Below are 26,548 nucleotides of genomic sequence, written 5' to 3'. Positions count from 1 at the left end.
ACGGCGGCCACGTGAAACCGTGTCAGGTTCCGTGGCCGATGGGCCCGCGTCCTGCGGAACCTCGTGCTCCGGCTCGTCTTCCGCACGACACGCTCGACGGATCCCGGGTGGCCGGACGCACGCGACTGCCGCCCAATGGGGGCGAGACAGAGGAGGCGGTTCATGGCTGACACCTACGGCGCCGGAACGGGCGTCGGGATGCGTCGCCGTACCGCCACGGATCCGGTGGCACCGCCCTCAGCCCCGGCCAGGGCGCGCGCCGTTCTGGAGGTCGGGCCCCGGCAACTGCACCGGGGCATGACCCTTGTCGCCACGATCAGCCTGTTCATCGGCACACGAGAGGCCTGGACCGACGCGATGCTCTCGCGCCCGGTCGCCGCCGGGGTCATCTCGCTCTGCTACGCCTCGATCCTCGTCTGCGCCGTTCTCGCGCTGATCGTGCGCACCCGCCGCGCGCTGATCCGCATCGACGCGGTCGTCCTGATCACCGCCGTGGCGCTGGTGACGTGCGGTTACCTGCTGGACCACATGGGCAGCGACGAGGGCGTACTGACCGCTCAGGCGGCGAACGAGATCCTGCACGGCCGCCCGGTGTACGGCCAGCCCTGGCCCTGGCTGTTCGGGACCCCGCGCGTCGGGATCACCAAGACCATGTCGGGCGGCGCGGACTTCACGTACGGCTATCCGCCGCTGACGGCGCTGCTCGCGGCACCGGTGCACGCCGTCGTCCACTCGACGGCGGCCGCCACCCTGGTCACGACCTCCGCCCTCCTCCTGTCCTCCGTCCTGCTGTGGTTCCTGCTGCCGGCGCCGTGGCGCTCCGCGGCCACGGCCGTCTGTCTCGGCTTCGGCATCCTGCCGCACTACGCCGCCCTCGGCTATCCGGCCATCACGGCCCTCGCGCTGCTCGTGCCGGTGGTGGTCCGCTGGCCCGACACGGGCCGGGACGGGCACCTCGGGCCGGGGGGCGTGCTGCGCTCGGCCTGTCTTGGCGCGGCCTGCGCCGCCCAGCAACTCGCCTGGTTCCTGACACCCTTCCTGCTGATCGGTCTGTACGCCGTCCGGCGGGGCGAACTCGGCCCCCGGCGCGCCCTGGCGATCACCGCCCGCTACGCCGCCACCGCCGCCCTCGCCTGGTCCGCCCTCAACGCGTACTTCGCCGTCCAGGACTTCTCGGCCTGGCTGGCCGGCATCCTCCTGCCGCTGCGGCAGAAGGCGATCGTGCACGGGCAGGGCGTGATGGGGATCTCCTACTACTTCACCGACGGCAGCAGCCGCCTCGACTACTACTCCTACGGCAGTCAGCTGCTCCTGTGCGGCCTGCTGGTGGTCACGATGCTGTTCGTCCGGCGACTGGGCCCGGCCATCACCGTGCTGCCCTGGCTCGCTTTCTATCTGGCCACGCGCTCCCAGGACGGCTACTTCCTGATGATGACCCCGCTGTGGCTGGCGGCCGCGGCCACGGTCCCGGCGGCCGTCTTCGCCACCGCCTGGCAGCCGCGGCTGCCGCGCCTCACCGGCCGACGTGCGAAAGCGGCCCTCGCGGCCGGGCTGCTCACCCCCGCGTTCGTCTGCGTGCTGATCGCCGCCGCGAGCCCGCCGCCCCTGCACATGAGCCTCACGCCCCGCTACGCCACGCACGGCTCACGCGTCGGCGTCACGGCCATCCGGCTGCGGGCCGTCAACACGACGGGGACGACGCTCTCCCCGCACTTCGCCAGCCGCCGGGGTCAGGGTGCCTCCGGCTGGTGGACCGTCGCGTCCGGCCCCGCCACTCTGGCGCCGCACGCCTCCGCCGACTACGTCGTCGAACCTCCGGGCGGCTTCCGGCCCGTGCCGGGCGGCCGTGCCCGGACCTACCTGATCGCCGTCACCGGAACCCCGATGACGATCACCACCGCCCACGTCCCGGCAGCCGCTCCCGCCGCCCGGTGAGCGGCGGACCTGCGCGGACCGTGGACGGGCCGGACGCGGTCGTCCGTCAGCGGGTGGCCATGTCGGGTGCCGTCTTCTTCCGTGCGCGGTAGGCGGCGGCCTTGATCTTGTTGCCGCACGACTCCATGCCGCACCACTGGCGTCGCATGCCCCGGGAACGGTCGATGTAGACCCTGGTGCACTCGGGGTTGCCGCATTCCTTCATCAGGGGCACGTCGGGGCCGCTGAGGAGTTCCACGGCCTGCCGGGCGACGGTGGCCAGCGCCTGCTCGGGCGTGGCCTCGGTGTGCCTGCCGGCCGGCGTGAGCTGGGGGGTTACGGGGGTCTTGCGCGCGGCGGCGTTGACCACGGCGAGCGCCTGGCGGTCGAAGTCGTCGCCGAGCCGGCGGTTGGTCACCAGCAGGTAGATGGCCTCGCGCACGGTCGTCGCCTCGTGGACGTCGTCCTCCCCGCCGGGCGTGATCGTGTCCACGAGCCCGGACTCCAGGTACCAGGCGTTGAGCCGGTCCGGTGTCACGAACATCTCGAAACGGGCCGAGCGCCGGGCCCGGAGCGTGGCCGCGAAGTCGAGTGCCGGGTGCCCGCATACGAAGACATGGTCGAGATTCACGTCACCATCTTGACAGGTGACCGCAGGAAGGTGCAAGGAGCGTCACGATGTCGCGCGGAGCTCTGCCGCGCCCCAGATGCAGGCGATCGAGGCTTCTTCGCCGATACTTCATCGGTGCGGTATGCGACGGAGCTTCTGCTGCCCCACGACAGAACCCGCCCTCAGGAAGGCTGAACCACGGTGACGACCGCCGCATATCAGGGTGAACCCGGATCCAACTCGGCGACCGCCGCGCGCGCCCTCTACCCCGACGCCGGGCAGCTCCCGTGCACGAGCTTCGAACAGGCCCTGGACGCCGTGACGCTCGGCGCCGCCGACGTCGCCGTCATCCCGGTCGACAACTCCGCTGCCGGACGCGTGGCCGACGTACACCACCTGCTGCCGGAGTCCGGCCTGTTCATCGTCGCCGAGTACTTCCTCGCCATCCGCTTCGACCTGATGGGCGCGCCCGGCGCCACCCTCGACCAGGTGGAGTGCGTACGCAGCCATGTGCACGCGCTGGGACAGTGCCGCAAGGTGCTGCGGGAGGGCGGCTGGCGCACCCTCGTCAGTGACGACACGGCCGGAGCGGCACGCGAGGTGGCCGAACTCGGTGACCCGCGGCACGCGGCGCTCGCCCCGCCCGCCGCGGCCGAGCTCTACGGTCTCGAGGTGTTGCGCGCCGAGGTCGAGGACGACCCGGACAACACCACACGGTTCGTGGTCCTCTCCCGGGAAGCCGCCCTGGCCCCGCGCACCGGGGAGCCGACGATGACGAGTCTGTTCTTCAGCGTCCGCAACATCCCGAGCGCCCTGTACAAGGCGCTCGGCGGGTTCGCCACCAGCGGCGTGAACCTCACCAAGATCGAGAGCTACCAGATGGGCGCGGGGCTCAACGCCAGCCGCTTCTACGTCGAGATCGAGGGCCACCCCGACGACGAGCGCATCGCTCTCGCCCTGCACGAACTCCGCTTCTTCTCCACCGAGGTGCGCATCCTCGGCGTGTACCCCGCGCACCCGCACCGGCTGGCCGACTGAGCGAACAGCCACTGGGTCCGATTCGGCGCGCAACGGAATGTGCCGGCGCCGCCGTTGGTTTCTCCGGAGCACGCACCGAGGGGAGAAGCCTTGACCCACTCCGACCCCACCGACCAGCCGTCCCGACTCCGTCGCGTCCGTCTGCCCGGAACCGTGTCGCCGCCCCGTGAGGCTGCCCGGCGCCCGGCGGGGGAGAAGGACACACAGCAGACGTCCGGATCGCGGACGGCTCGGCAGACCATGGAATGACCGAGCCCGACGGCCCTCGGGAACACCTGGACTCAGGTGTTCCCGAGGGCCGTCGGCGTGTCAGGACGTCCCGAGGCCGTTGAGGAGGGTGTCGACGACGACGTCCGCCGCCTGTCCCGCGCTCAGTTCGGGCAGTTGCCGGGAGACCAGGTGCATCAGCTGGGGCAGCAGTGCGCTCGCCCAGCCCTGGGGGAGCCCCGGCCGCAGCAGGCCTTCGTCGGTGGCGCGTCGCAGGAAGGCGTCGACCTCCTCGACGGCCGCGTCGCGGCGGGCGTGGACGCTGTCGTCGGCGAGCATCCGGGCGAGGTCGACGGGCCAGGTGCGGTTGACGGCGATGATGTTCTCGACGTAGCGGTGCAGGGCGACGGCCACGGGCGCCTCGCGCAGCCGCGCGTCTTCGATGGCGCGTTCGATCGCCGTCAGCCGGGCTTCGTAGATGGCCGTGAGGAGGTCCTCCCGGGAGGCGAAGCGGCGGTAGACGGTACGCCGGTCGACCCCTGCCTCGGCGGCGATGCTCGCGATGCTCGCGCCGGGGTCGGCGGCGAGCATGCGTGCGCCGGTGGTCAGGACGGCTTCCAGATTGCGCGCTGCGTCGGCTCTCACCGCACCGAGTCTAGTGGCGGGATGTGATGCCTGAGACATCTACCGTCTCTCGGGAGTAGAAGCAGGGGCTATAAGTGCTACATTCATGTGACAGATAGATCTGGTAATGCCAGATTGACGAGCTCACCCGAGAGGTGGACCTTCGATGCCGAACACAGACAGGCCCTCATCGCCCAAGGCGGGTGGTGCCGCCGCCGCGATGAGTGCGCTGGTCCTGGCGGTCCTGCTCGCGGCCCTGGACCAGACGATCGTCTCGACCGCCCTGCCGCGGATTGCCGAGGACCTGAACGGGTTCGACGACATCGCGTGGGTCAGCGCCGCCTACCTGCTCGCGTCGACGGCGGTCACCCCCCTGTGGGGCAAGCTCGGCGACATGTTCGGCCGCAAGCGCCTGTACCTGGCCTCGACCACGGTCTTCCTGATCGCCTCCGTGGCCTGCGGCCTGGCCCGGAATCTGCCCGAACTGATCGGCGCCCGTGTCCTGCAGGGCGTGGGCGGCGGCGGCATGATCGTGCTGACCTTCGCCCTCGTCGGCGACATCGTCGCCCCCGGCGAACGCGGCCGCTACCAGGGCCTGTTCGGCTCGGTCTACGGCGTCGCCAGCATCATCGGCCCCCTGCTGGGCGGCGTCTTCACCGACCAGCTGTCCTGGCGGTGGGCCTTCCTGGTCAACCTCCCGGTCGGCCTCGTCGCCCTGACCGTCGCCGCGCGGGCGCTGCCCGCCGCCACCAGGGGCACCCGGGCCCGGATCGATTACGCCGGCGCCACCGTGCTGGCCGCGATCGCCACCGGCCTGGTCCTCGTCACGTCCTTCGGCGAGCGCTGGGGCTGGGGCTCACCGGCGGTCGTCGGCCTGATCGCCGCCACCCTCGCGCCGGCCGTGCTGCTGGTACCGGTCGAGCGCCGCGCCGCCGCCCCCGTAATGCCGCCGGCCGTGTTCGCCTCCCGGACCGTGGTGTTCTCCTCGCTGATCGGGTTCTTCGCCAACGCCGCGATGTTCTCCGTGCTGGTCTACCTGCCGACCTACCTCCAGATCGTCCGCGGCGTCTCGGCGACCCTCTCCGGCGTCCACATGCTGCCGCTCGTCGCCGGGCTCGTCATCAGCCAGTCGCTGGCCGGCCGTTGGGCCGCACACGCCGGCCGGCTGCGGGCCGTCCTGCTGGCGGGCCTGGTCACCAACCTCGCCGGACTGCTCCTGCTGGGCACCATCGGGGCGGCCACCGACACCCTCTTGCTGAGCGTCTACTTCCTGATCACCGGTGTCGGCATCGGGATGGTGCCGATGGTCGTGCTGACCACGGTCCAGAACAGCGTGCCCGCCGCCGACCTCGGCGCCGCCAGCGCCGTCGTCACCTTCGCCCGTTCCATCGGCGCGGCCTTCGGGGTCGCGGTCTTCGGCACCCTCCTCAACACCGGTTTCGCCGAGCGCGCCCGGTCCCTGCCGACCGCCGGCGGCTTCGACGCCGCCCGCCCCGACACCGTCGGCCTGCTGCCCGGCGCCCTGCGTGACACCGCGCTGGACGCGTTCGCCCGGGCTACGGCCGCCGGCTACCTGTGGATCGCGCCCACCCTCGCCGTCGGCGTCCTCCTCGCCCTCTTCCTGAAGCCGACCCGGGGGAAGCCGGCCCGGACGCCCGCCGACACCACCGCCGCCTCCGGACCCGCCGACCCCGCGACCGTCGGGGAATCCGGGCGGCCGCCGGTTCGGTCGGCGAGTTCGTAGAGGTACCGCCGTCACTCGTCACCACGGCTCGGGAATTTTCCTCGGCACTCACGGCGTTCCGGCTCTGCCGAGTTCGTCACCGCTTTGGCAGGTGACGAATCCGTCATTCGACGTGTCACCTGTCAAGATGGTGACAAGCGTGGAGCTGTTCGGGTCGCCGACATGCGAGCCTGGAGTCCTGCGCGAACGACGTGAACGGAAAGGTGAGGTGCCATGAGCGACGCCGAGGAGAGGGCGCTGCTGGCGGGCGGCTGCTTCTGGGGTATGCAGGAGCTGATCAGGGCGCTGCCCGGTGTGACCCGCACGCGGGTGGGCTACAGCGGCGACAACGACAAGCCCAACGCCACCTATCGCGACCACGGGAAGCACGCGGAGTCGATCGAGATCACCTTCGATCCCACGGTCACCGACTACCGCGCGATCCTGGAGTACTTCTTCCAGATCCACGACCCGAGCACGAGGAACCGGCAGGGCAACGACATCGGCCTCAGCTACCGCTCCGCGATCTTCTACTTCGACGAGGAGCAGCGCCGCGTCGCCGAGGACACCATCGCCGACGTCGACGCGTCCGGTCTGTGGCCGGGGCCGGTGGTGACCGAGGTGGTGCCGGCGGGTCCGTTCTGGGAGGCGGAGCCGGAGCACCAGGACTACCTCCAGCGCTATCCGGACGGTTACACCTGCCACTTCCCGCGCCCGAACTGGCGCCTTCCCAAGCGCGCCGAGGCCTGACGGCCTCAGTCCTCGATCCGCTGTACCGACCCCTGGGCGTACTTCGCCCGGGGGTCGGCCTGTTTTCGCCCTCATTCACCTTCTTGAGCACGCTCACGGGGAGCTAATCAGTGTAAGTGCTACTCTAATGTGACAGTTGATGGTGCCCATCGGGCGCATCGCGTCGACGCGCCGGGAGAGAGAGCACATGATCATCTACGACAGGCTTTTCGTCGGAGGCTCCTGGGTCGAGCCGAACGATCCGGAGCTGCTCGACATCGCCTCTCCGCACGACCGGTCGGTCGTCGGCCGCGCCGCTCAGGCGCGGCCGGCGGACATCGACCCGGCGCTTGCCGCGGCGCGTACGTCCTTCGAGGAGGGCGAGTGGCGTCTGACCCCACCGCGGCAACGGATCGCGGTCCTACGGCGGTTCAACACACTGCGCGAGGAGAACGCGGAGAGGATCGCGCACCTGATCTCGCTGGAGAACGGGTCGGCCGGCTGGTTCACCCGCGCCGGACAGCCGGGCCTGACCCGGCAGGCGAACGCCTACCTCAAGGCGGCCGAGGAGTTCGGCTGGGAGGAGACGCTCGTGCCCTCCGACCCCTCGTCTCCCGTACGCAGCGTGGTGCGCCGCGAGGCGGTCGGAGTCGTGGCCGCGGTGATCCCGTGGAACTCACCGTTCTCCGCGGCCACCGCGAAGATTATCCCCGCACTGCTCGCGGGTAACTCCGTCGTCCTCAAGGTGTCCCCGGAGAACTCGCTGAGCATGGGCTTCCTCGCCGAACTGCTCGAGCGGCTGGACCTGCCCGAAGGGGTGATCAGCGTGCTGCCCGCCGATCGGGAGACCAGCGAGTACCTGATCTCGCACAGGGAGGTCGACAAGATCGCGTTCACCGGCTCGACGCGGGCCGGCCGCCGCATCGCCTCGATCGCGGGCGAGCAGCTCAAGCGGGTCAGTCTGGAACTGGGCGGCAAGTCCGCCGCGATCATCCTTCCCGACGCGGACATCGAGAAGGCCGTCGCGGGCCTGAAGTTCGGCTCCCTGCTCAACAACGGCGAGTCGTGCATCGCGCAGACCCGCGTCCTCGCCCCGCGCAGCCGGTACGAGGAGGTCGTGACCGCCCTGAAGGGGCTGGTGGAGTCGCTGAAGGTGGGCGATCCCGGCGACCCCGACACCTTCATCGGCCCCATGATCCGCCCCGACCAGCAGGAGCGCGTGCGCGACTACATCCGGCTCGGCGTCGAGGAGGGCGCCCGCCTGGTCACCGGCGGCCCGCAGATCCCCGAGGGCCTGGAGAAGGGCAACTACGTCACCCCCACCGTCTTCGCCGATGTCGACAACTCCATGCGGATCGCGCAGGAGGAGATCTTCGGCCCGGTCCTGGTCGTCATCGCCTACGACGACGAGGACGACGCCGTCCGCATCGCCAACGACTCCGAGTACGGCCTCTCCGGCGGCGTCTGGTCCTCCGACGGGGAACGCGCGTTGGCGGTCGCCCGCCGCGTTCGCGCGGGCACCGTCACCGTCAACGGCGCCTCCATCGCCTTCGACGGACCGTTCGGCGGCTTCAAGGCGAGCGGTGTCGGCCGCGAGTACGGCGCCGTCGGGCTCGGCACCTACACCGAGTACAAGACCATCACCGTCTGACCCGCCCTCGTACACACGTAACCCGTTGGACTGGTGTCGCGCGACTGAACAGTGACGCCACCCCGCCATGACCTGGATGCGTGCCTCGACCTGCGTCACCGGCTTGACAGGTGACGCGACGCTCGGCATGCTGATGAACGTCCAAGGCGACGAGCCGGACACCACCCACGAGGGAGCACGGTCATGAGCGAGGGACTCACGAAGGAAGCCGCCGAGGCGGCGGTACGGCACGCGCGATTCGGCAAGCTTCCCGAGCGCATCCGCTTCGAGGACATGACCGAAGCGGTCGAGGCCGTTCCGGCCGGCGCGGCGAACGCCTCGTACGACCCGGAAGGGTCGTGGAAGTACTACTCCTGCCTCGCCCTCGACCTGGGTCTGTAGACACCCCGCGTACCCGCGTCACCATCGAAAGCGAGATCACAGTCATGGACATGAAGCTCGAAGTCGTCATCCTGCCCGTCGGCGACGTGGACCGGGCCAAGGGGTTCTACGTGGAGCGGCTCGGCTGGCGCCTCGACGCCGACTTCCCGATCGACGACGGCTACCGGGTCGTGCAGGTGACCCCGCCGGGCTCCGAGTGCTCGATCATCTTCGGCGAGGGCCTCACCGAGCAGCAGGCGGGCACACTCCACGGCCTCCAGCTGACCGTCACCGACATCCTCAAGGCCCAGGAGGAGCTGGCCTCCCGCGGTGTGGAGGTGTCCGGTCCGTTCCGTGACGAGACCGGCGCCTTCCATCACGCCGGCGACTCCGGCCGGGTGCCCGGCGTGCACCCGGACCGGGCCAGCTACGGCACCTTCGCCACCTTCAAGGACCCCGACGGCAACGAGTGGTTCCTGCAGGAGATCACCGAGCGCGCCCCCGGCCGCTGACGCCCGGGGGGAGCGCGGACATGGCGGAGAAGCCGAAACCGCGGCCAAGAACCGGGGGTGCTCCGGTCGGGCGGCGGGCGATGCTGGGCATGCTCGGCGCGGGTGCGGCGGGACTCGTCGCGGCGCCGTACCTGCAACGCGGCTGGGAGGGGTTCCTCGCCGCTGCCTCGGAGGTCGACGCCACCGGCCTGACCGGTCTGCTGCCCGACCCGGGCGGCTTCCGCTACTACAGCGTCGTCGGCTCGGTGCCGCACAAGGACGAGACCGACTACGAACTCCGCATCGGCGGGCTGGTTGAGCGGCCGAGGACGTACACGCTCGACCAACTGCGCGCGCTGCCGCAGACCCGAGTGGTCCACGACGTCCAGTGCACCGACGGGTGGCGCGTGGACGACACGCCCTTCGAGGGAGTCCCGCTGGCGGACCTCCTGGACGCCGCCGGGGTGCGTTCCCCGGGCGCGGCCGTCCGCTTCACCTGCTTCGACGGCGCCTACACCGAGAGCCTCACCCTGGAACAGGCCCGCCGCTCGGACGTTCTGGTGGCCCTGAACATGCAGGACAAGCCCATCACCCACGCGCACGGCGGCCCGGTCCGCCTCTATGTGGCGCCCATGTACTTCTACAAGTCGGCCAAGTGGCTCTCCGGCATCACGGTCACCGACCGGGTCGTTCCCGGCTACTGGGAGGAGCGCGGTTATGCGGTCGACGGCTGGCTCGACGGTGCCGACCGGCACGGCGGTGCGGCCTGAACACGAGGGCCGGGTACGCCGTTTCAGCACCGCCGAACGCATGGTCCACCGGGCCACCGGCCACCCGATGCTGCTGTGTCTGGTCTCGGCGGCCTGTCTCTACCTCGGACCGCTGGCCCAACTCGTCGGACGCAGGCATCTGTTGGTCACGGTCCACGAGTGGTCCGGCATCTCGCTGCCGCTGCCGTTCCTGCTGGGGCTCCTCTCGCCCGCCTTCCGCGCGGACCTGCGCCGACTGAACCGGTTCGCGGTGTACGACCGTCGGTGGCTGCGCGCCGTCCGCAGGCGCCGTACCTCGCCCGAGGCGCGCCCGGCCGGCAAGTTCAACGCGGGCCAGAAGCTCTTCGCGGGATGGATCGCCGGGGCCGTGCTGGTGATGCTGTGCACCGGCCTGCTGATGTGGTTCACGGGGCTGTTGCCCTTCGTCTCCCGCACCAGCGCCATCTTCGTGCACGACCTCGTGGCCTGGGCGATCACCTTCGTCCTCCTGGGCCACATGGGCAAGGCGTTCGAGGATCCCGAAGCCCGTCTGGGGATGCGCACCGGTCACGTCAGCCGCGCCTGGGCGCAGCGGTACCACTCGCGTTGGCTGCGGGAGGAGCGGCGGACCGGTGAGGGCGCCAAGGGCGCCGAGGGCGCAACGCATTGAGCCCATGGGCCAGTACACCTGCTTCCTGAAGGGCAAACCCATGAAACGACTTCTGACTGTCCTTGCCGCCGGGGTGCCCCTGGCCGCGGCGATGTATCTGCCGACCGCCTCGGCGGAACCCCGGGGTTCCGCCGCCGCAGCCCCGTTCGCCTGCTCGGCGCCGTCCGTGAAGGCGCCGGCCGGCACCGAGGTGGAGTCCGTGTCCGCGGTCGACCGGCAGGGCGGCACCATCACCGGTTCCGGCGTCCTGGGCGGCTCGGTCTCCGGGGTCCCGGCCTACTGCGAGGTGACTGTCACGCTCACTCATCCGGGCGACAACGACCATGCCACCGTACGTACTTGGCTGCCCGTCAGCGGTTGGAACGGCCGCTTCCAGGGCCTCGGCGGCGCCGCCTACCTGGCCGGTGACAATGGTGTCGGCCTGGGCGCCGCCGTCAAGAACGGTTATGCCGCCGTCTCCACCGACGCCGGAGTCGGTGACGCCCTGGACACCGGCTGGGCACTGAACGGCGAGGGCCGGGTCGACACCGCCCTGCTGAAGAACTTCGCCTCCCGCTCCCAGCACGAGGCGGCGGTCGTCGGCAAAGAAGTCGTCGACGCGGTCTACGGCAGGCGCCCCGCCTACTCCTGCTTCACCGGCTGCTCCACCGGCGGCCGCCAGGGCTACATGGAGGCCCAGCGCCACCCCGGCGACTACGACGGCATTCTCGCCGACGCGCCCGCCGTCAACTGGGACGAGTTCGAAGTCGCCACCCTGTGGCCGCAGGTGGTCATGAACAACGAGAAGACCTACCCGTCCCAGTGCGAGTTCACCGCCTTCACCAAGGCCGCCGTCAAGGCCTGCGACTCCCTCGACGGCGTCAGGGACGGCCTGGTGGACGACCCCTCCCGGTGCGACTTCGACCCACGCCGGCTGATCGGCACCAAGGTCGTGTGCGAGGGCGAGGAGCTGACCATCACCGCGGCCGACGCCACCGTCGTACGCAGGATCTGGGACGGTCCGCGCACCGCCTCCGGGAAGAGGCTGTGGTACGGCGTCCCGGTCGGCGCCGACATGTGGGCCCTGGCCGGGCACGCCGACCCGGACGCCGACGGGCACGTCACGGGAGCGCCGTTCCCGGTGCCGGCCGCCTGGGTGCGGCTGTGGGTGGCCAAGGACCCGTCCCTCGACGTCACGAAGCTCACCTACGACCGGTTCACCCAGCTGTTCAGGCAGTCCCAGGCCGAGTACGACAAGGTCATCGGCACGGACGATCCCGATCTGTCGGACTTCCGCACGTCCGGCGGGAAGCTGCTGACCTGGCACGGCGAAGCCGACCAGTACATCCCCACCCGAGGCACCGTGCAGTACCGCCAGAAGGCCGAGCGGGCGCTGGGCGGAACCAAGAAGGTCGACGACTTCTACCGACTCTTCCTCGCCCCGAACACGGACCACTGCGGCCTCAACGGCGGTGACGGCTCGGCCGACGGTCTCGCCGCGCTGACCGACTGGGTCGAGCACGGCAAGGCGCCCAGGACACTGCCCGCCACCCTGATCGACGCCGACGGCCACCACGTCACCCGCGACCTGTGCCCCTACCCGCAGGTGTCCCGCTACAAGGGCCACGGCGACCCGACCACCGCCGCCGCCTTCACCTGCGTCTCCCCGCCCCGGCACTGACCGACAGGTCGTGCTGTCGGCCCCTCCCGCAGGTGTGGGTGCGTCACTTCGCCTGCAGCGGCCCCGCGAAGGACTTGCGCAGCGATCCGGGAGCGGCCAGCGGAAGGAGCGCGGCGAGCATCCTGCCCTTGACCGTGCTCGGCTGCCGCGTCAGCTCGACGTCGACCCGGGTGCCGTCGCCCTCGGGGGTCAGCCGGAAGACCCAGCCGCCGCCGGCTCCGAAGAGCTTGGAGTCCAGCGTGGTGACCGTGACCGTGTCACCGGCCGGCTCCCACTGATAGCGCGCCCGCTCCCAGGCCGCGGCGGTCCCCTCGGTGACCTCGGCCCAGGTGTCGCCGAGGTCGTGGACGACGAAGTGGTCGGCGTCGATCGTGGGCCAGGCCTGTGCGCGCGAGGGACCGAAGTCGGTCAGTACCCCGAGCACTTCCTTGGGGCCGAGTCGGGAGACGAGGTGGAAGCGTACGACGACTGCCATGGGATGTCCTCACCGAGAAGTAACCGTTCTGAGCGGTGACGAGAGATTCCCACGCAGTTTCGTCACCTGTCAAGGTGGTGACGCGTGGAGGGGTGTTCCGTGCTGGGAACGGGCGAGTCGTCCCGCGCTCGGCGGGGGTCGAAAAGGGTGGCCCAGGTGGGTGGATGGGGCAGGGACTCGGCGGCTCCGCGTTACGCGCGCAGTCGCACCCGCGCCGTCACGCCCCCGCCCCAGGCGTGCCGATCGCGGCGTCGGCGCTCAGGGCGAGCCTGAAGGCGGCCTCGTCCGCACTGCCGGGCGCCGCCGACAGGATCACGATCTTGAGCTCGGAGTCGCCGTCGGTCAGGACGTCGCAGTCCACCTCCACGGCACCGGCCACGGGATGCTCGACCCTCTTGCGGTCCTCGCGGTGCGCGGCCACCGTGCCGCCGGCCCACAGTCGCGCGAACGTCTCGTTGCCGGTGACCAGCAGTCGGATCAGCTCGGCCAGCCGGGCGTCGTGCGGGAAGCGGCCGGCCGCGCGGCGCAGGTCGGACACGATGGCCAGGTCGGAGGTGTCGCTGTCCCCCACGAGCACCGGCCACAGTGAGATGCGGACGCGATCGGGGCCGACCGGGAACCGCTCCCGGGCGAAGTTGCGCAGCTCGGGCGGCGAGAGCGACGGGTCGCCGAGCAGCGTCGCCCATCCGGCGTTCCACCACAGCAGCTGCCAGTCCGCCGCGAACACGGCCACCGCGACGTCTCCGAGCCGGTCCAGCACGCGACGCACGCCGGGCGGGATGGAATCGGGGACGAGTCCGGCGTCCGGAGGAGCCAGCCCCGCCAGACGGTGGAGGTGGTCGCGCTCGGCGGACGTCAGGTGCAGCGCGTTCGCCAGGGACGCGACCACCTGTGCGGAAGGCGTCGTCGCCCGCCCCTGCTCCAGCCGCACCACGTAGTCGACCGACACGCCGGCGCGTTCGGCGAGTTCCTCGCGGCGCAGTCCCGCCGTGCGGCGTCCGCGGCCGGAGGGCAGCCCCACCGAGGACGGGGGCAGCCGCTCCCGCCAGGCGCGGATCGTCGCGCCCAGTCCGACACCGCCTCTCGCCGTCATGCCATCCATCGTGCCCCGCTGTCCTCCGGGTGATCCTGGTACTGCCTTTCCTACGGTCGGCGTCTCCCTGGCGCAGGGTGCGTCGACCGGCGAACGATCGACGCATGACCACCACCTTCATCACCGGAGCCAACAAGGGACTCGGCCAGGAGACCGCACGCCGCCTCGTCGCGCTCGGCCACACCGTGATCATGGGCGCCCGCGATCCCGGGCGCGGGGCCGCTGCCGCCGCCGCGCTGGGCGCGCGATTCGTCCCCATCGACGTCACCGACGACGCCTCCGTCGCGGCCGCCGCAGCCGACGTCGCCGCGCACGAGGGCGTGCTCGACGTACTGATCAACAACGCCGGCGTGCACGGCCCGCACGGCGATCCCGGCGAACTGACCGGCGCCGACGCGCTGAGCGTCTTCGACGTCAACGTCTTCGGCGTGATCCGCACGACCACCGCGTTCCTTCCGCTGCTGCGCCGGTCCTCGGATCCGGTCGTCGTCAACGTCAGCAGCGGAATGGGGTCGCTCGCCCTCACCCACGACCCGTCGAGAATCGAGTCCTCGGTGATCGCGCCGCTCTACACGGCCTCCAAAGCGGCCCTGACGATGCTGACCACTCAATACGCCAAGGCGTTCAAGGACATTCGCGTCAACGCCGCCGATCCCGGCTACACGGCGACCGACCTCAATGGCCACTCCGGCCCCCAGACCGTCACCGAGGGCACCGACGCGATCGTCCGCCTCGCCATCGAAAAACCCGGCGCGGGCACCGGCCGGTTCATCGACCGGGACGGCCCTGTCGGCTGGTCCTGAAATCCGCCGGCCAAAAGGCCCGGTGCCGGCGGGAGTCGGCGCCGGGGCCGATTGTCAGTGCCGCGTCCTACTCTCGCAATATGACCTACAGCGTCTGGCACAGGGGCCTCGGCGTCACACTCGACCTGACCGAGGCCGATCTCGGGCATCCCGAATACCCTCGGCTGCTCGACGAGATCTACGGCAATTACCAACCGGATCTTCTGTACTGCCTGGAAGCCCACGAGGACGAGGGCTTCATCTGCCCGGGCTTCATGACCATCCGCAAGGTCGACGGCCGTCCGCACGCCATGCATGTGGCAAAAGGAGAACGCCCCGAGACGAAGGCGGAAAGCGATCTCCACAAGGCGCTCGGGGAATACACGGCCAAGGTCGCCGCCGGAGAGGGATTCCGGGTGACACGGCCAGAAGGAGACCGGCCGGAAAAGGGGCGTGCGGATGTCACGGTCGAGGGCGCGGACCGTCATCACCTCGCCTACGAAATCCAGCTCGCCGCGATAGCGGGCGGTTCCGTCGACGACCGCACCCGCACCGCGCGCCGGGCGGGACTGACCCCGCTGTGGCTGGTCAACAACGAGAACGCGATACCGATAGACCGCGCCCCCTGGGCCCGGCTGAACGTACAGAGCTGGCGTGACGTGACCGACCGGGCCGCCCTCCCGGTGCGCGGTGGCATCAAGCAACTGCACATGTCCCGCTGCGACTGGGCCAACCCGGTGCCCTGCCCGCAGCAGGGGGCCGGCCGCTGCGGCGGCAGGCACGCGCTGTGGGAGCCGGTCCGGGGGCTGTACTACGACGACGTCATCCGGCGTACGGCGACGGGCGAGCTGGTCTCGCTGTACCTGCCCCACCCGGCGGGCCGCCGCGGCTGGCACATGTGGGTCACCCCAACCGACAAGGAGGAGTTCCTCGAAGGCCGGCCCGAGCCCGACCCGGGCGCGGTGGCGGTGCGCCCCGCGGACGCGGCGGGCCGGGCGGGGCGCTCCAGTCCCGAGGGAACGGAGGAGGGTGTCCGGTCCGAGCTCACCCGCGCGCGGGACGACGAACGGCCCATCGACGCCTCGCTGTGGCACACCGAACCCGGACCGTCCGAGTTCTCCCGGCCCTTCGTCGTCGGCGAGTTCGTCATACCCGGAGATCTGGTGGCCGCCCGGCGCACCTTCACCCGGGCTCTGGAACACGCCGCGGACATCGCCGCGCATCTGCCCAGCGGCGCGGACATCGCGGCCGGCCGCGCCGAGATCACCGGCCGGCAGCGGGAGCGCCTGGCCGACGCACGGGAGCGGTGCCGGCGCCTCGCCGAGGAGATGCACACCCACCCGTGGTGGGAGACGGTCGGTGACCGCCATGCCGCGCGGGAGGCCCTGACGTATGTCGCGACCCACGACAGCCCCTTATCCTCCTGGACTTTTCGTCCAGGCTCTGGACCACTAGTCTAGGAGTGTGACGGATGAAGAGACCCTGGACACGGAGAGGGACGCGATCCTCGCCGCGCTGCGTCCCGTCGTCGACGGGATCGCGGCGACGTTCGGGCCGGTCTGCGAGGCGGTCCTGCACGACTACCGGCACCCGGAGAACTCGGTCGTCGCCGTCGCCGGCTCGGTGACCGGGCGGGCGGTGGGCGGCGCGATGAGCGAGATCGGCATGCGGGTACTCGCCCGCGGCGACCAGGCCGAGGACGAGCTGAACTACGTCACCCGCACCCGGTCCGGCAAGCTGCTCAAGGCGTCCACCATGGTGCTGCGGGACTCCACGGGCGCGGTCTTCGGCGCGCTCTGCGTCAACGTCGACGTCACCGCGGTGGGCGAGGCCCATGCCCTGCTCGGCGCCCTCGCCGGACTCACCGACACCGGCGCCGAAACCCCCGTCACCACCTTCGGCAACGACATCGACTCCGTCGTGGACGCCATCCTCGACGCCCACCGGATCGGACCGGACCGGCCCTGGGGCGGACTCGACCGCGCCCAGCGCCTCGACCTGTTCCGAGGCCTGGACGAACACGGCGTCTTCGCCGTGCGGCGCGCCGTCGAGCAGGTCGCCGCCCGGCTCGGCATCTCCCGTGCCTCCGCCTACAGCTACCTCTCCCAGGCCCGCGCGACCACCGCCCCGGCCACCGGCTCGACCGACCCCGCGGCCACCGCCCCGACTCCCGCTGGAGGACACGCGTGACGACCACCACCCCACCCGTGACCCTGGACGACGTCCGCGACGCGGCCGCCCGGCTCAAGGGTGTCGCGCACCGCACGCCGGTCCTGCGCTCGCGCACCCTCGACTCCCTCGTCGGCGCCGAGGTCTTCCTCAAGTGCGAGAACTTCCAGCGGGTGGGCGCCTTCAAGTTCCGCGGCGCCTACAACGCCGCCTCCCGGCTCACCCCCGACCAGCTGGCCAGGGGCATCGCCGCCTACTCCTCCGGCAACCACGCCCAGGCCGTCGCGCTGGCCGCCCGGGAACTGGGCAGCTCGGCCGTCATCGTGATGCCCGAGGACGCCCCGGGTTCCAAGCGCGAGGCCACCGAGGGCTACGGCGCCGAGATCGTCACGTACGACCGCTACACCGAGGACCGCGAGGCCGTCGCCCGGGCCGTGGCCGACGAGCGCGGTCTCGCCCTCATCCCGCCCTACGAGCACCCGCACGTCATGGCCGGTCAGGGCACAGCTGCGCTCGAACTCCTCGAAGAAGTCGGTGAGTTGGACGCGCTGATCGTGCCCGTCGGCGGTGGCGGGCTGATCGCCGGGTCCGCGACGGCGGCCAAGGCACTGCACCCCGGGACCCGGGTGCTCGGCGTCGAGCCGGAGGCCGGGGACGACACCAAGCGGTCCCTGGAGGAGGGCCGACGCGTCAGCGTCCCGGTGCCGCGCACCATCGCCGACGGTCAGGCACTGACCACGCCCGGCGAGCTGACCTTCTCGGTGAACCGCAGGCTGGTCGACGCGGTCGCCCTGGTCTCGGACGACGAGATCCGGGCCGCGATGCGCTTCGCGTTCGAACGGCTGAAGATCGTCGTCGAGCCGAGCGGGGCCACCCCGCTGGCCGCGCTGCTCGCCGGGCGCGCGGGTTCCCTGCCGCGCCGGGTCGGTGTCATCGTCTCCGGCGGCAATGTGGACGCGGACCGTTTCGCCCGGCTGTGCGGCCGGGCGACGGAGTCATGACCAGAACTCGTCGACCCTGTCGAGGTTCTCGACGCACTCGTCGAGATCGGTCGCCTTGTCGCCGACGATCCGGAAGACGATGCATCCGTCCTCGTCGATGCGCTTGTCGCCGCGCTGCGCGCTGACGTGTTGCATCGCGACGGCATGGCCGCGGCCGTCCACCAGGACGCTGCGCAGCTCGACCTTGAAGGTTCCGCCCGTCTCCTCGAAGAGGCGGCGGTAGTAGCCGAGGATCGCGTCGATCCCCTTGCAGTCGCCGGACAGCGGATGGCTGCCTGGCACGTGCTGCGTGGCGTCGCTCGTCATCAGGGAGCGAAGGGTGTCCATGTCGCCGCGGGAGAAGGCCTCGTAGCCCTTGCGGACGAGTTGTGCGTGGGGATGCTCAGCCACGGTGATCGCCACCTTTCCGGTAGTTCGGCGATTGCGGCCTCACGCGTCATTCTGCGCTCACCCGAATGGCGGTGTCGACCGGACGGGCGGACGATGGTCTCGTGGACGGGGCTCGCAATGGAGGGAGCCGTCATGATCGAGATCAAGGCCGTCGAGAAGCCCGACGAGCGGCGTGACTTCCCGCGTGGACACCTGGAAGCGGTCCACCTGACCGGGCTCGACTTCGCCGTGGGGACCTTCGAGCCGGGCTGGCGCTGGACGGAGTCCGTGGGACCCATCGCCGGGACGAAGAGCTGCGAGGTCCATCACAACGGCTACTGCGTCCAGGGACGCATGCGGGTCCGGATGGACGACGGCGCCGAGCAGGAGGTCGGACCCGGCGACGTGTTCGTGCTTCCGCCGGGACACGACGCCTGGGTGATCGGCGACGAACCCTGCGTGGTCTACGACTTCGCCGGCCAGATGGCGACGGACTACGCCAAGGCGAAGGAGTAGCGGTCAGACCGGCAGCAGCCGGGCGATCAACGCGCCGAGCTGGCGGGCGTTGCGGCACTCGTGCATCTCCACCAGCTCGGCGTACTCGGGTGCCGCGGAGTCGCCGGTGCCCCACTGCGGGCGTGGCTCGGGGTTCAACCAGTAGACCCGGCGGGCCCGTTCGGCGACCTGCCGGACGGCGGCCAGGTTCGGGTCACTCATGTTCGTCCGGGCGTCACCGAGCACGAACAGCGTGGTACGAGGTCCGACCGCGTCGCCGTAGCGCTCGGCGAACTCGCCCAGGGCGACGCCGTAGTCGCTGCTGCCGTGCCAGCCGGTGAGGGTCGCCTCCGCGCGGATCCGGGCGCCGAGCCCCTCCGGGTCGGCCGCGCCGTGTTCCATGAGTCCGGTGACCTCGTCGATGCGGTTGACGAAGGCGAACACCCGCACCTTGCTGAACTGGTCGTGCAACGCCTGCACCAGAAGCATCGTGAAGTCCGAGAATCCGGACACCGAGCCCGACACGTCGCACAGCAGGACCAGTTCGGGGCGGAAGGGACGCCGGCGGCGCAGCACCGGCTTCATCGGCACGCCGCCCGTCGACAGTGAGCCGCGCAGGGTCCGCCGCAGGTCGATGCTGCCGCGGGCGGCACGGCGCCGGCGCGCCGCGAGCCGGGTGGCGAGCTTGCGGGCGAGCGGCTGAACCGTCCTGCGCAACTCGGCGAGTTGGAGCTTGCCCGCGTAGAGGAAGTCGACGCGGTCGGGCGTCGTGGCGACCGCGCGCCGGGCCAGCTCGTCCCGGTCGCGCCGCTCGGCGACCCGCCGCCGCGCCTCCACGGCCACCAGCGAGCGGAAGGCCTCGATGCGCCGCCGGATCTCGTCCTCCAGCAGCCGGTCCGTGAACCCCGACGCGCCGTCCCGGGCCCGCACGCTCTCGCGGACGCGGGCCAGCAGCGTCTGCGGCCGCAGCCGCTCCAGCGCCTGGTACGACGACCACCCCTGCGCCTCGGGCGAGCTGCCGTATCCGCCGAAGCCGTCGACCGCCTCCGCCGCCAACTGCCCCAGCAGAACCCGGTCGTCGTCCGCGAGGGCCGTGGCGAGCCGGTCGCGCAGGTCCTCCCGGCCGGCCGGCTCGCCCTCGGGCGCGCCGATTCCGCGCGGGAAGTACAGGTCGAAGACCGGGTCGAACACCGGCCGTTGGGCCGGTCCGTGCAGCAGCGTCGCGGCGAGGCCCTCGCGCAGCAGCTCCCGGTCGGCCAGCCCCAGCGCCGCCATCGCCTGCGCCGCGTCCACGGTCTCGCCGGTGCCGATCCGCATGCCGTGCGCGCGCAGCGCCCCGACCAGCGAGGTCAGCCGTTCGGCGACGCCGGGCGCGGTCACACCGCGTCCAGGTCGAGCTTGGCCGTCGCCTTCAGGACGTCGTCGTGGTGCTTGAGGAGCACCCCCAGGCTGTCGCGTACGACGGTCTCGTCCAAAGTGTCCGCGCCGAGCGCGAGCAGGGTGCGCGCCCAGTCGATCGTCTCGGCGACGGACGGGACCTTGCGCAGATCCATCGCCCGCAGCGCACCGACCACCCGTACCACCGACGCGGCCAGTGTCTCGTCCAGGTCCGGCACCTTCAGCCGTACGATCCGGCGCTCCAGCTCCTCGTCCGGGAAGCCGATGTGCAGGAAGAGGCAGCGGCGGCGCAGGGCCTCGGACAGCTCACGGCTGGCGTTGGAGGTGAGCACGACGAAGGGGCGCCGGGTCGCGGCGATCGTGCCGAGCTCGGGGACCGTCACCTGGAAGTCGCTGAGCACCTCCAGCAGCAGGCCCTCCACCTCGACGTCCGCCTTGTCGGTCTCGTCGATCAGCAGCACCTTGGGATCGTCGCCGCGGATGGCCGTCAGCAGCGGGCGCGTCAGCAGGAACTCCTCGCTGAAGATGTCCGTGCGCGTCTCGTCCCACGTCTCGTCGCGGCCGGCGCTGATGCGCAGCAGCTGCTTGGCGTGGTTCCACTCGTACAGCGCGCGCGACTCGTCGACGCCCTCGTAGCACTGCAGCCTGACCAGCCGGGCCCCCGCCACCTCGGCGACGGCCTTGGCGAGCTCGGTCTTGCCTACTCCGGCGGGGCCCTCCACCAGCAGGGGCTTGCCCAGCCGGTCGGCGAGGAAGACGGTCGTGGCGACCGCGGGCGAGGCGAGGTAGCCGGTGGCGGCGAGACGTGCGGAGACGTCGTCGACGGACGTGAACAACGGGGCCTCCTGGTGGGCGGCGATGCCAGGCCTACTATCTAAGCGCTTGTTCAGCGCTTCTGTCACGGGGTATCCGCTGCTCCGCATGGTAGACCGATCGGTTTCCCCGGTGTCGGTGGCGGAGGTAACCTCGCGGTATGGCCACGACAGAGAAGGCGTCCACGACGGAAAAGGCGTCCACCAAGGACCGGCTGCTCGACGCGGCGGCCGAGCTCTTCTACCGCGACGGCGTCTCCATCGGCGTGGAGGCGCTGTGCAGGACGGCCGGCGTCTCGAAGCGGTCGATGTACCAGCTGTTCGAGAGCAAGGACGAGGTCCTCGCGGCGAGCCTGGAGCGCCGGGCCCCCGGCTACGCCGCGCAGCTGATGCCCGGCCCCGAGGACGCCGGCACCCCGCGCGAACGCATCCTGTACGTCTTCGAGCAGGTGGAGAAGGCCTCGGTCCGGCCCGACTACCAGGGCTGTCCCTTTCTGGCCGCGCTGGTCGAGCTGAAGGACCCCGGGCACCCGGCGAGCCGTGTGGCCCGTGCCGCCAAGCAGCGGCTGCAGGACGCCTTCCGGATTCAGGCGGAGCTCGGCGGCGCGCACGAGCCGGAGCTCCTCGCCCGCCAGCTGATGCTGGTCTTCGACGGGGCCAGCGCCCGCGCCGGCGCCCGCATCGAGACGCTGGACGGTCTGGCCACCGCGACCGTGAGGACCCTGCTCGACGCGGCGGGCGTGCTGAAGTGAGTCGGCCCGATTGTCAGTGGCGGCCGGTACGTTGCGGGCATGGGGATCTACCTGGTGAGTGTCGACGCGGGGGAATGGTTCGCTGACGACGAGGAGGGCGGCAAGGGGGCGGTCGCTTCCGGTCTCGACGCGGAGTTGAAGCGGCGCGGCCTGCCGCCGTACGAGCCCGCTCCCGGAAGGGGCGCGGCCTCGTGGTTCGAGGAGAAGCTCAGCCCGCCCATGACCGGGTTCGCCGAGGTGTGCCGAGCGCACCTGACGCCGCAGGAGCAACGGATGCTCGGCGACTGGTCGGTGTTGGTTCCGGTGTCGCTCGAGGAGGGGATAGAGCTGCCGATCGGCTCCGCCTACACGGACACGACGCTGATAGCGGGCGCCCCGCAGGTGCTGGCCCTCGCCGAGCGTCTGGCCGCGGTCATCGGCCTGCCCGCCGAAGTGCCGGACGCGTCCGAGAACCTCGCCCTGACGTTCTGGTTCCTCGAAGGAGAGGCCGAGGAACTGGCCGCCACCCGTCCCGGGCTGTGGAGCGAGGACCTGGACACGGCCTTCTACGTGGCGCTGTACCTGCGTGCCGCCCAGTTCTCGCTACGGTACGGCTGTCCCATGACCTACTGCTGACGCGGCAGGCGCCGCTCGAAGGGGACGTCACGGCTCCGTGACGACGGTGACCGTACTGGTGCGGCGCGCCGGGTTTCCCTCACGCCCGCGGATCGGTACACCCGGTACATGGGGGACAGGAACGGGGGGCTTCGCCGCTGGCGGAGCCGGTACAGAGAAGTGCTGGACGGGGCCGAGGCCGAGGCCAGGCCCAAAGGGCTGAGGGAACTGGTGCAGCCCGTCGACGAGGTGGCCTACAAGCTGTTCCGCGAGACCTATCCGGAACAGCACCTGCACCTTCAGGTCGCGCTGGGCGCCGCGCAGCGCACCTTCGACCGGCGGACCCGCATCAGTGTCCAGAACGCCCTGCGGTGCGTCGTGCGGACCGTGCTGGAGGACCCGCGGCTCGGCGACCGGCCCGACCAGTACCTTGCCGCCTATCTCGACCAGGAGGTCGCCGAGATGCGCGGCTGGCTGCGGCAGGACAGCGTGACGGCCGTCAGCCGCGGACTGAACATCGGCCTGGCCATGGGTGCCGCCGCGGGCATGGCCCTGCTCGTCGCCCCGGTCCTGTGGGGCGTGCCGGTCCTGCGCGTCCTGGGCGTCACCCTCGACTGCGCCAACCGCTGGAGCCTGCTGGGCGCCTTCGTCGCAGGAGGGCTGGGTGCCCTCGGCGCCGTGCTGAGCGTCCTGGTCCGGCTGCGGCTCAGCGTCGAGCAACTGGCGTCCCGGCAGACCATCGGCAAGGAGCGCACCATCCCGCCGGGGCGGCAGCTCGCCCGCAGCCTGCGGCACGAGGGCGTCTACCGGGTCTTCGTCGGCTGGATCCTCGCCCTGGCGGTGTACTTCCTGCTCAGCGGCGGACTGGTCCCGGTCTTCGAACTGCCCGCCACCACCGCCCAGATCTGCCCGGCACCGGGGCACACCGGGTCCGCCGCCAAGGGCACCGACTTCTGGATCTTCTGGTGCGCGGTCGGATTCGTGTCCGGGTTCAACGAACGCTGGGCCTTCGGCATCCTCGGCCGCGACGCGACGCACAGGAACACCAAGGCCGGTGCCTCGCAGACGGCCGCGAGGGAGTCCGACGACGCCTGACCGCACCCACTCAGGGCTTCGAAGTGGCGCCGACCCGCACAATCCAGCCCGTCCGGCGTGTGAGGACGAGGCCTGTTCAGGGCCGAAGCGGGTGTCTGGGGGCCGCAAGGCCCCCAGACACGGCGGGCAAAACCCCGGCGCCCGCTCAGCCGCGTCCCTCCGGCGGACCGCTCACCAGGACCACCTCCAGGGTGCGTGGACCGTGCACCCCCTCCACCCGGTCCAGCTCGATGTCGCTGGTGGCCGACGGGCCGGAGATCCACGTCAACGGGCGGGTCGGATCGAGGCGTTCGAGGGCCTGCGGCACGGACGAGACGACCTGCTCGGGGACGCGTACGACGCAGATGTGGTGATCGGGGACGAGGGTGATGCGGCGACGGCCCTGGTCGGGGGAGCCGTCGAGGACGATCGTGCCGGTCTCGGCGACGGCGATCGCGCAGCCGGTGACGACGCTGTCCAGCCGGTCCAGCTCCTCCGGAGTGCTCTCGGCCCGGTCCGGAACCCGCTCGGCGTCCGTGCCGCCGAGCCACTCCACGTCCAGGCCCGGCGGGACCAGCACGCTCTTCGAGCCGCGCTCGCTCAGCAACCGGCCGATCACATCGGCGAGTTCGTCCACGGTGGTGCGGTGCACGATCGCCCGGTAGTCCGCCAGGTTCTCCGCCAGCAGATCCACCGTCTCCTCGACGCTCCGCTCGCCGTGCTCGCGCAGATAGTCCCGCTGAACAGCCTGCTCGTACGGCACGTCGTCCGACGGGACGTCCGCAAGGGCGCGCCGTACCCGGCCCAGAATCCTGTCCCTGCTGCTCACTTGGCACCGCCCTTTCCGCCGCCGGTGCGCTGCCACCAGTCCCGGAACGGTTCCGCCGGCACCGTCGGCAGGTCCCGGCTGCCGCTCCACGCCCTGCCGGGCCCGGGGAGCGTCCGTGGATGGAGCCGACGGGTGCGCGAGGCCATCCGCTGGCCCGTGCGCAGGGCGCCGGGATGGCTGAAGGCCCAGCGCGCCGCCCGCATGGCGGCCCGCTCGGCGGCATGCCCCTTCGCCGGCTTCAGCACCACCTTGTTGCCCTCCCGGGTGACCGGTCCGCCCTGCACGACCCGCTCCCGCAGATGCACCAGGACTTCGGGAATGTCGATCGCGACCGGACACACCTCGTAGCAGGCGCCGCACAGCGACGAGGCGTACGGCAGGGAGGCGTCGATCTCGCTCGCGGTTCCCCGGAGTTGGGGGCTGAGGATGGCGCCGATGGGGCCCGGGTAGACCGAGCCGTAGGCGTGGCCGCCGGCCCGTTCGTACACCGGGCAGACGTTGAGGCAGGCCGAGCAGCGGATGCAGCGCAGCGCCTGGCGGCCGACCTCGTCGGCGAGGGTGTCGGTGCGGCCGTTGTCGATGAGGACCAGGTGGAAGGTCTGCGGACCGTCCTCGTCCGTCGTGCCCGTCCACATGCTCGTGTACGGGTTCATGCGCTCGGCCGTCGACGAGCGCGGCAGGGTCTGCAGGAACACCTCCAGGTCCTGCCAGCTCGGCAGGATCTTCTCGATGCCGACGACCGAGATCAGCGTCTCCGGCAGGGTCAGGCACATCCGCCCGTTGCCCTCGGACTCGACGACCACCAGCGTGCCGGTCTCGGCGATCATGAAGTTGGCGCCGGAGATGCCGACCTTGGCGCGCAGGAACTTCTCCCGCAGATGGAGACGGGCGGCCTCGGCGAGCTCGGCGGGCGTGTCGGTGAGGCCTTCGGGGGCCGGGCGGCCCCACTGGCTCATCTCCCGGCGGAAGATGTCGCGGATCTCGCCACGGTTGCGGTGGATGGCCGGGACCAGGATGTGCGAGGGCCGGTCCTTGCCCAACTGCACGATCAGCTCGGCGAGATCGGTCTCGTAGGCACGGATGCCCTCGGCCTCCAGTGCCTCATTCAGCCCGATCTCCTGCGTGGCCATGGACTTGACCTTGACGACCTCCGACTCGCCGGTCGCCTTGACCAGATCGGCCACGATCCGGTTGGCCTCCTCGGCGTCCACGGCCCAGTGCACCGTGCCGCCCGCGGCCGTGACCGACTCCTCCAACTGCTCCAGATACCTGTCGAGATGGCGGAGCGTATGGTCCTTGATCCGCTTGCCGGCCTCCCGCAGCGCCGCCCAGTCGGACACCTCCGCGACAGCCTTCGCCCGCTTGGCGCGGATCGTGTGTGTGGCGTGCCGGAGATTGCCGCGCAGGGTCTCGTCCCGCACGGCATCGTGCGCCGCCTTCGGAAAGGCCGGCATTCCCAGATACGTCCCGCTCATGCCGCCGGCTCCTCCTCCGTGCTCGCCAGGATCTCCGCGATGTGCACCGGCCGCATGTCGGTGCTCAGCCGCGTCATCGTCCCGCCGATGTGCATCAGACAGGAGTTGTCGGCCGCGCACAGCACCTCCGCGCCCGTCGAGGCGGCGTTGCGCACCTTGTCGGCACCCATGGCCGCCGAGACGTCCGCGTTCTTCAGCGCGAAGGTCCCGCCGAAACCGCAGCACTCCTCGGCACCCGGCAACTCGACCAGCTCCAGGCCCTTGACGGCCTGCAGCAGCCGGCGCGGCCGGTCACCGAGCCCCAGCCCGCGCAGCCCGTGACAGGTCGGGTGGTAGGTCACCTTGTGCGGGTAGTACGCCCCGACGTCCGTTACCCCCAGCACGTCCACCAGGAACTCCGTCAGCTCGTACGTCTTCGGCACGACCGGCGCCAGAGTGGCCGCGAGAGCGTCCCCGCGGCCCTCGGCCCGAGCCCGCTCACCCATCCGCGGATACAGCTCCCGCACCATCGCCCCGCACGATCCGGACGGCGTGACGATCGCCTCGTACTCCCCGAAGACATCGGAGAAATGCCGGGCCAGCGGCTCCGCCTCATGGCGGTAGCCGGTGTTGTAGTGCGCCTGCCCGCAGCAGGTCTGGCCCATCGGGAAGTCGACCTCGACGCCCAGCCTGGTCAGCAGTTTCACCACGGCGCGTCCGGTGTCCGGATAGAGCGTGTCGTTGACGCAGGTCAGGAACAGGGCGACACGCATCGCGGCTCCTTGTGTTCGATCATCGGATGAGTGAAGGGTAGACCGGGGTGCG

The 26,548-nt window shown here is 71.1% G+C and carries 28 protein-coding genes; 18 read left to right on the top strand and 10 right to left on the bottom strand.

Features of this window, described 5'->3' with window-relative positions:
- The first annotated feature begins 162 nt into the window (after positions 1-162).
- Positions 163-1,935 carry a hypothetical protein gene (locus ACQF4J_RS07260; RefSeq protein WP_427165187.1) on the top strand — a complete coding sequence of 591 codons (1,773 nt, stop codon included), beginning with the start codon at positions 163-165 and terminating at the stop codon, positions 1,933-1,935.
- A gap of 46 nt (positions 1,936-1,981) precedes the next feature.
- Here the strand turns inward: ACQF4J_RS07260 and ACQF4J_RS07255 are convergent, their stop codons facing one another.
- A complete protein-coding gene (locus tag ACQF4J_RS07255; protein WP_351584407.1) occupies positions 1,982-2,545 on the bottom strand; it encodes a CGNR zinc finger domain-containing protein in 564 nt (187 codons plus the stop codon).
- Positions 2,546-2,725: 180 nt separating this feature from the next.
- On the opposite strand from ACQF4J_RS07255, the gene ACQF4J_RS07250 reads away from it, so the two are divergent.
- Positions 2,726-3,562: a prephenate dehydratase gene (locus tag ACQF4J_RS07250; protein WP_351805960.1), complete on the top strand. Its 837-nt coding sequence runs from the start codon at positions 2,726-2,728 to the stop codon at positions 3,560-3,562.
- A 309-nt stretch (positions 3,563-3,871) separates the two neighbouring features.
- Here the strand turns inward: ACQF4J_RS07250 and ACQF4J_RS07245 are convergent, their stop codons facing one another.
- Positions 3,872-4,360 (bottom strand): TetR/AcrR family transcriptional regulator, encoded by a 489-nt coding sequence (locus ACQF4J_RS07245; RefSeq protein ID WP_351583691.1) that lies wholly within the window; start codon positions 4,358-4,360, stop codon positions 3,872-3,874.
- Positions 4,361-4,559: 199 nt separating this feature from the next.
- On the opposite strand from ACQF4J_RS07245, the gene ACQF4J_RS07240 reads away from it, so the two are divergent.
- The 8 genes from ACQF4J_RS07240 (at position 4,560) to ACQF4J_RS07205 (ending at position 12,426) form a co-directional block, all read left to right on the top strand.
- On the top strand, positions 4,560-6,137 hold the full coding sequence (locus ACQF4J_RS07240; protein ID WP_427165184.1) for an MDR family MFS transporter: 1,578 nt from the start codon (positions 4,560-4,562) through the stop codon (positions 6,135-6,137).
- A gap of 213 nt (positions 6,138-6,350) precedes the next feature.
- Entirely contained in the window at positions 6,351-6,866 is a 516-nt protein-coding gene (gene msrA, locus ACQF4J_RS07235) for a peptide-methionine (S)-S-oxide reductase MsrA (protein ID WP_351583635.1), read from the top strand.
- A 187-nt stretch (positions 6,867-7,053) separates the two neighbouring features.
- Positions 7,054-8,496, top strand: coding sequence for an aldehyde dehydrogenase (locus ACQF4J_RS07230; protein WP_427165181.1), 1,443 nt, complete (start codon positions 7,054-7,056; stop codon positions 8,494-8,496).
- A 183-nt stretch (positions 8,497-8,679) separates the two neighbouring features.
- Positions 8,680-8,877, top strand: a complete 198-nt coding sequence (locus ACQF4J_RS07225) for a hypothetical protein (protein WP_351805954.1) — start codon at positions 8,680-8,682, stop codon at positions 8,875-8,877.
- Between the two features lie 44 nt (positions 8,878-8,921).
- The gene (locus tag ACQF4J_RS07220; RefSeq protein ID WP_427165179.1) at positions 8,922-9,368 is read left to right on the top strand and encodes a VOC family protein; all 447 of its coding nucleotides are present in this window, start codon (positions 8,922-8,924) and stop codon (positions 9,366-9,368) included.
- A gap of 20 nt (positions 9,369-9,388) precedes the next feature.
- Positions 9,389-10,117: a molybdopterin-dependent oxidoreductase gene (locus tag ACQF4J_RS07215; protein WP_351583652.1), complete on the top strand. Its 729-nt coding sequence runs from the start codon at positions 9,389-9,391 to the stop codon at positions 10,115-10,117.
- The gene (locus ACQF4J_RS07210) at positions 10,065-10,766 is read left to right on the top strand and encodes a cytochrome b/b6 domain-containing protein (RefSeq protein WP_427165176.1); all 702 of its coding nucleotides are present in this window, start codon (positions 10,065-10,067) and stop codon (positions 10,764-10,766) included. Before ACQF4J_RS07215 ends, ACQF4J_RS07210 begins: the two co-directional genes overlap by 53 nt.
- A gap of 40 nt (positions 10,767-10,806) precedes the next feature.
- Complete coding sequence (locus tag ACQF4J_RS07205) at positions 10,807-12,426, top strand: DUF6351 family protein (protein WP_427165174.1); 1,620 nt, start codon at positions 10,807-10,809, stop codon at positions 12,424-12,426.
- A gap of 43 nt (positions 12,427-12,469) precedes the next feature.
- On the opposite strand, the gene ACQF4J_RS07200 is transcribed toward ACQF4J_RS07205, so the two are convergent.
- Positions 12,470-12,901, bottom strand: a complete 432-nt coding sequence (locus ACQF4J_RS07200) for a hypothetical protein (protein ID WP_351583655.1) — start codon at positions 12,899-12,901, stop codon at positions 12,470-12,472.
- Positions 12,902-13,118: 217 nt separating this feature from the next.
- Complete coding sequence (locus ACQF4J_RS07195) at positions 13,119-14,003, bottom strand: helix-turn-helix transcriptional regulator (protein WP_427165172.1); 885 nt, start codon at positions 14,001-14,003, stop codon at positions 13,119-13,121.
- A gap of 95 nt (positions 14,004-14,098) precedes the next feature.
- Between ACQF4J_RS07195 and ACQF4J_RS07190 the strand changes: the two genes are divergently transcribed.
- The 4 genes from ACQF4J_RS07190 (at position 14,099) to ACQF4J_RS07175 (ending at position 17,946) form a co-directional block, all read left to right on the top strand.
- Positions 14,099-14,797 (top strand): SDR family NAD(P)-dependent oxidoreductase, encoded by a 699-nt coding sequence (locus ACQF4J_RS07190; protein ID WP_427165170.1) that lies wholly within the window; start codon positions 14,099-14,101, stop codon positions 14,795-14,797.
- An 80-nt stretch (positions 14,798-14,877) separates the two neighbouring features.
- Positions 14,878-16,236 (top strand): hypothetical protein, encoded by a 1,359-nt coding sequence (locus tag ACQF4J_RS07185; RefSeq protein ID WP_351583664.1) that lies wholly within the window; start codon positions 14,878-14,880, stop codon positions 16,234-16,236.
- Between the two features lie 4 nt (positions 16,237-16,240).
- Complete coding sequence (locus ACQF4J_RS07180) at positions 16,241-16,966, top strand: helix-turn-helix transcriptional regulator (RefSeq protein WP_427165167.1); 726 nt, start codon at positions 16,241-16,243, stop codon at positions 16,964-16,966.
- The gene (locus ACQF4J_RS07175) at positions 16,963-17,946 is read left to right on the top strand and encodes a threo-3-hydroxy-L-aspartate ammonia-lyase (protein WP_351583670.1); all 984 of its coding nucleotides are present in this window, start codon (positions 16,963-16,965) and stop codon (positions 17,944-17,946) included. Before ACQF4J_RS07180 ends, ACQF4J_RS07175 begins: the two co-directional genes overlap by 4 nt.
- Here the strand turns inward: ACQF4J_RS07175 and ACQF4J_RS07170 are convergent.
- The gene (locus ACQF4J_RS07170; RefSeq protein WP_351583673.1) at positions 17,941-18,336 is read right to left on the bottom strand and encodes a nuclear transport factor 2 family protein; all 396 of its coding nucleotides are present in this window, start codon (positions 18,334-18,336) and stop codon (positions 17,941-17,943) included. The two genes, ACQF4J_RS07175 and ACQF4J_RS07170, sit on opposite strands and share 6 nt — an antisense overlap.
- Positions 18,337-18,468: 132 nt before the next feature.
- On the opposite strand from ACQF4J_RS07170, the gene ACQF4J_RS07165 reads away from it, so the two are divergent.
- Complete coding sequence (locus ACQF4J_RS07165; RefSeq protein ID WP_351583676.1) at positions 18,469-18,831, top strand: cupin domain-containing protein; 363 nt, start codon at positions 18,469-18,471, stop codon at positions 18,829-18,831.
- A 3-nt stretch (positions 18,832-18,834) separates the two neighbouring features.
- Here the strand turns inward: ACQF4J_RS07165 and ACQF4J_RS07160 are convergent, their stop codons facing one another.
- Together ACQF4J_RS07160 and ACQF4J_RS07155 are read right to left on the bottom strand one after the other, a co-directional pair.
- Positions 18,835-20,190 (bottom strand): vWA domain-containing protein, encoded by a 1,356-nt coding sequence (locus ACQF4J_RS07160; RefSeq protein ID WP_427165164.1) that lies wholly within the window; start codon positions 20,188-20,190, stop codon positions 18,835-18,837.
- Positions 20,187-21,044: an AAA family ATPase gene (locus tag ACQF4J_RS07155; protein WP_200701212.1), complete on the bottom strand. Its 858-nt coding sequence runs from the start codon at positions 21,042-21,044 to the stop codon at positions 20,187-20,189. Before ACQF4J_RS07155 ends, ACQF4J_RS07160 begins: the two co-directional genes overlap by 4 nt.
- Positions 21,045-21,181: 137 nt before the next feature.
- Here ACQF4J_RS07155 and ACQF4J_RS07150 point away from each other — a divergent pair, with 137 nt between their 5' ends.
- The 3 genes from ACQF4J_RS07150 to ACQF4J_RS07140 all read left to right on the top strand — a co-directional run bounded on the left by ACQF4J_RS07150 (position 21,182) and on the right by ACQF4J_RS07140 (position 23,461).
- Positions 21,182-21,772 (top strand): TetR/AcrR family transcriptional regulator, encoded by a 591-nt coding sequence (locus ACQF4J_RS07150; RefSeq protein WP_427165162.1) that lies wholly within the window; start codon positions 21,182-21,184, stop codon positions 21,770-21,772.
- A gap of 39 nt (positions 21,773-21,811) precedes the next feature.
- A complete protein-coding gene (locus ACQF4J_RS07145) occupies positions 21,812-22,387 on the top strand; it encodes a hypothetical protein (RefSeq protein ID WP_351583685.1) in 576 nt (191 codons plus the stop codon).
- A gap of 159 nt (positions 22,388-22,546) precedes the next feature.
- Positions 22,547-23,461 (top strand): hypothetical protein, encoded by a 915-nt coding sequence (locus ACQF4J_RS07140; RefSeq protein WP_427165160.1) that lies wholly within the window; start codon positions 22,547-22,549, stop codon positions 23,459-23,461.
- Positions 23,462-23,606: 145 nt separating this feature from the next.
- Here the strand turns inward: ACQF4J_RS07140 and ACQF4J_RS07135 are convergent, their stop codons facing one another.
- Genes ACQF4J_RS07135 through ACQF4J_RS07125 form a run of 3 tightly spaced genes read right to left on the bottom strand, consistent with a single transcriptional unit; the run spans position 23,607 to position 26,496 of the window.
- A complete protein-coding gene (locus ACQF4J_RS07135; protein WP_427165158.1) occupies positions 23,607-24,269 on the bottom strand; it encodes a LutC/YkgG family protein in 663 nt (220 codons plus the stop codon).
- The gene (locus tag ACQF4J_RS07130) at positions 24,266-25,744 is read right to left on the bottom strand and encodes a LutB/LldF family L-lactate oxidation iron-sulfur protein (RefSeq protein WP_351805934.1); all 1,479 of its coding nucleotides are present in this window, start codon (positions 25,742-25,744) and stop codon (positions 24,266-24,268) included. Before ACQF4J_RS07130 ends, ACQF4J_RS07135 begins: the two co-directional genes overlap by 4 nt.
- Positions 25,741-26,496 carry a (Fe-S)-binding protein gene (locus ACQF4J_RS07125; protein ID WP_351584914.1) on the bottom strand — a complete coding sequence of 252 codons (756 nt, stop codon included), beginning with the start codon at positions 26,494-26,496 and terminating at the stop codon, positions 25,741-25,743. Before ACQF4J_RS07125 ends, ACQF4J_RS07130 begins: the two co-directional genes overlap by 4 nt.
- Between the last annotated feature and the right edge of the window lie 52 nt (positions 26,497-26,548).

This window comes from Streptomyces sp. C1-1 (genome assembly GCF_050214755.1).
GTDB lineage: Bacteria > Actinomycetota > Actinomycetes > Streptomycetales > Streptomycetaceae > Streptomyces.
This window is presented reverse-complemented; position numbering and strand designations above follow the sequence as displayed.

Coding starts and splice junctions, on each gene's coding strand:
- ACQF4J_RS07145 (WP_351583685.1), top strand. CDS start 21,812: ATGGGGATCTACCTGGTGAGTGTCGACGCGGGGGAATGGTTCGCTGAC.
- ACQF4J_RS07190 (WP_427165170.1), top strand. CDS start 14,099: ATGACCACCACCTTCATCACCGGAGCCAACAAGGGACTCGGCCAGGAG.
- ACQF4J_RS07260 (WP_427165187.1), top strand. CDS start 163: ATGGCTGACACCTACGGCGCCGGAACGGGCGTCGGGATGCGTCGCCGT.
- ACQF4J_RS07205 (WP_427165174.1), top strand. CDS start 10,807: ATGAAACGACTTCTGACTGTCCTTGCCGCCGGGGTGCCCCTGGCCGCG.
- ACQF4J_RS07150 (WP_427165162.1), top strand. CDS start 21,182: ATGGCCACGACAGAGAAGGCGTCCACGACGGAAAAGGCGTCCACCAAG.
- ACQF4J_RS07195 (WP_427165172.1), bottom strand. CDS start 14,003: ATGGATGGCATGACGGCGAGAGGCGGTGTCGGACTGGGCGCGACGATC.
- ACQF4J_RS07240 (WP_427165184.1), top strand. CDS start 4,560: ATGCCGAACACAGACAGGCCCTCATCGCCCAAGGCGGGTGGTGCCGCC.
- msrA (WP_351583635.1), top strand. CDS start 6,351: ATGAGCGACGCCGAGGAGAGGGCGCTGCTGGCGGGCGGCTGCTTCTGG.
- ACQF4J_RS07225 (WP_351805954.1), top strand. CDS start 8,680: ATGAGCGAGGGACTCACGAAGGAAGCCGCCGAGGCGGCGGTACGGCAC.
- ACQF4J_RS07245 (WP_351583691.1), bottom strand. CDS start 4,360: ATGCTCGCCGCCGACCCCGGCGCGAGCATCGCGAGCATCGCCGCCGAG.
- ACQF4J_RS07165 (WP_351583676.1), top strand. CDS start 18,469: ATGATCGAGATCAAGGCCGTCGAGAAGCCCGACGAGCGGCGTGACTTC.
- ACQF4J_RS07230 (WP_427165181.1), top strand. CDS start 7,054: ATGATCATCTACGACAGGCTTTTCGTCGGAGGCTCCTGGGTCGAGCCG.
- ACQF4J_RS07185 (WP_351583664.1), top strand. CDS start 14,878: ATGACCTACAGCGTCTGGCACAGGGGCCTCGGCGTCACACTCGACCTG.
- ACQF4J_RS07220 (WP_427165179.1), top strand. CDS start 8,922: ATGGACATGAAGCTCGAAGTCGTCATCCTGCCCGTCGGCGACGTGGAC.
- ACQF4J_RS07125 (WP_351584914.1), bottom strand. CDS start 26,496: ATGCGTGTCGCCCTGTTCCTGACCTGCGTCAACGACACGCTCTATCCG.
- ACQF4J_RS07130 (WP_351805934.1), bottom strand. CDS start 25,744: ATGAGCGGGACGTATCTGGGAATGCCGGCCTTTCCGAAGGCGGCGCAC.
- ACQF4J_RS07215 (WP_351583652.1), top strand. CDS start 9,389: ATGGCGGAGAAGCCGAAACCGCGGCCAAGAACCGGGGGTGCTCCGGTC.
- ACQF4J_RS07210 (WP_427165176.1), top strand. CDS start 10,065: ATGCGGTCGACGGCTGGCTCGACGGTGCCGACCGGCACGGCGGTGCGG.
- ACQF4J_RS07200 (WP_351583655.1), bottom strand. CDS start 12,901: ATGGCAGTCGTCGTACGCTTCCACCTCGTCTCCCGACTCGGCCCCAAG.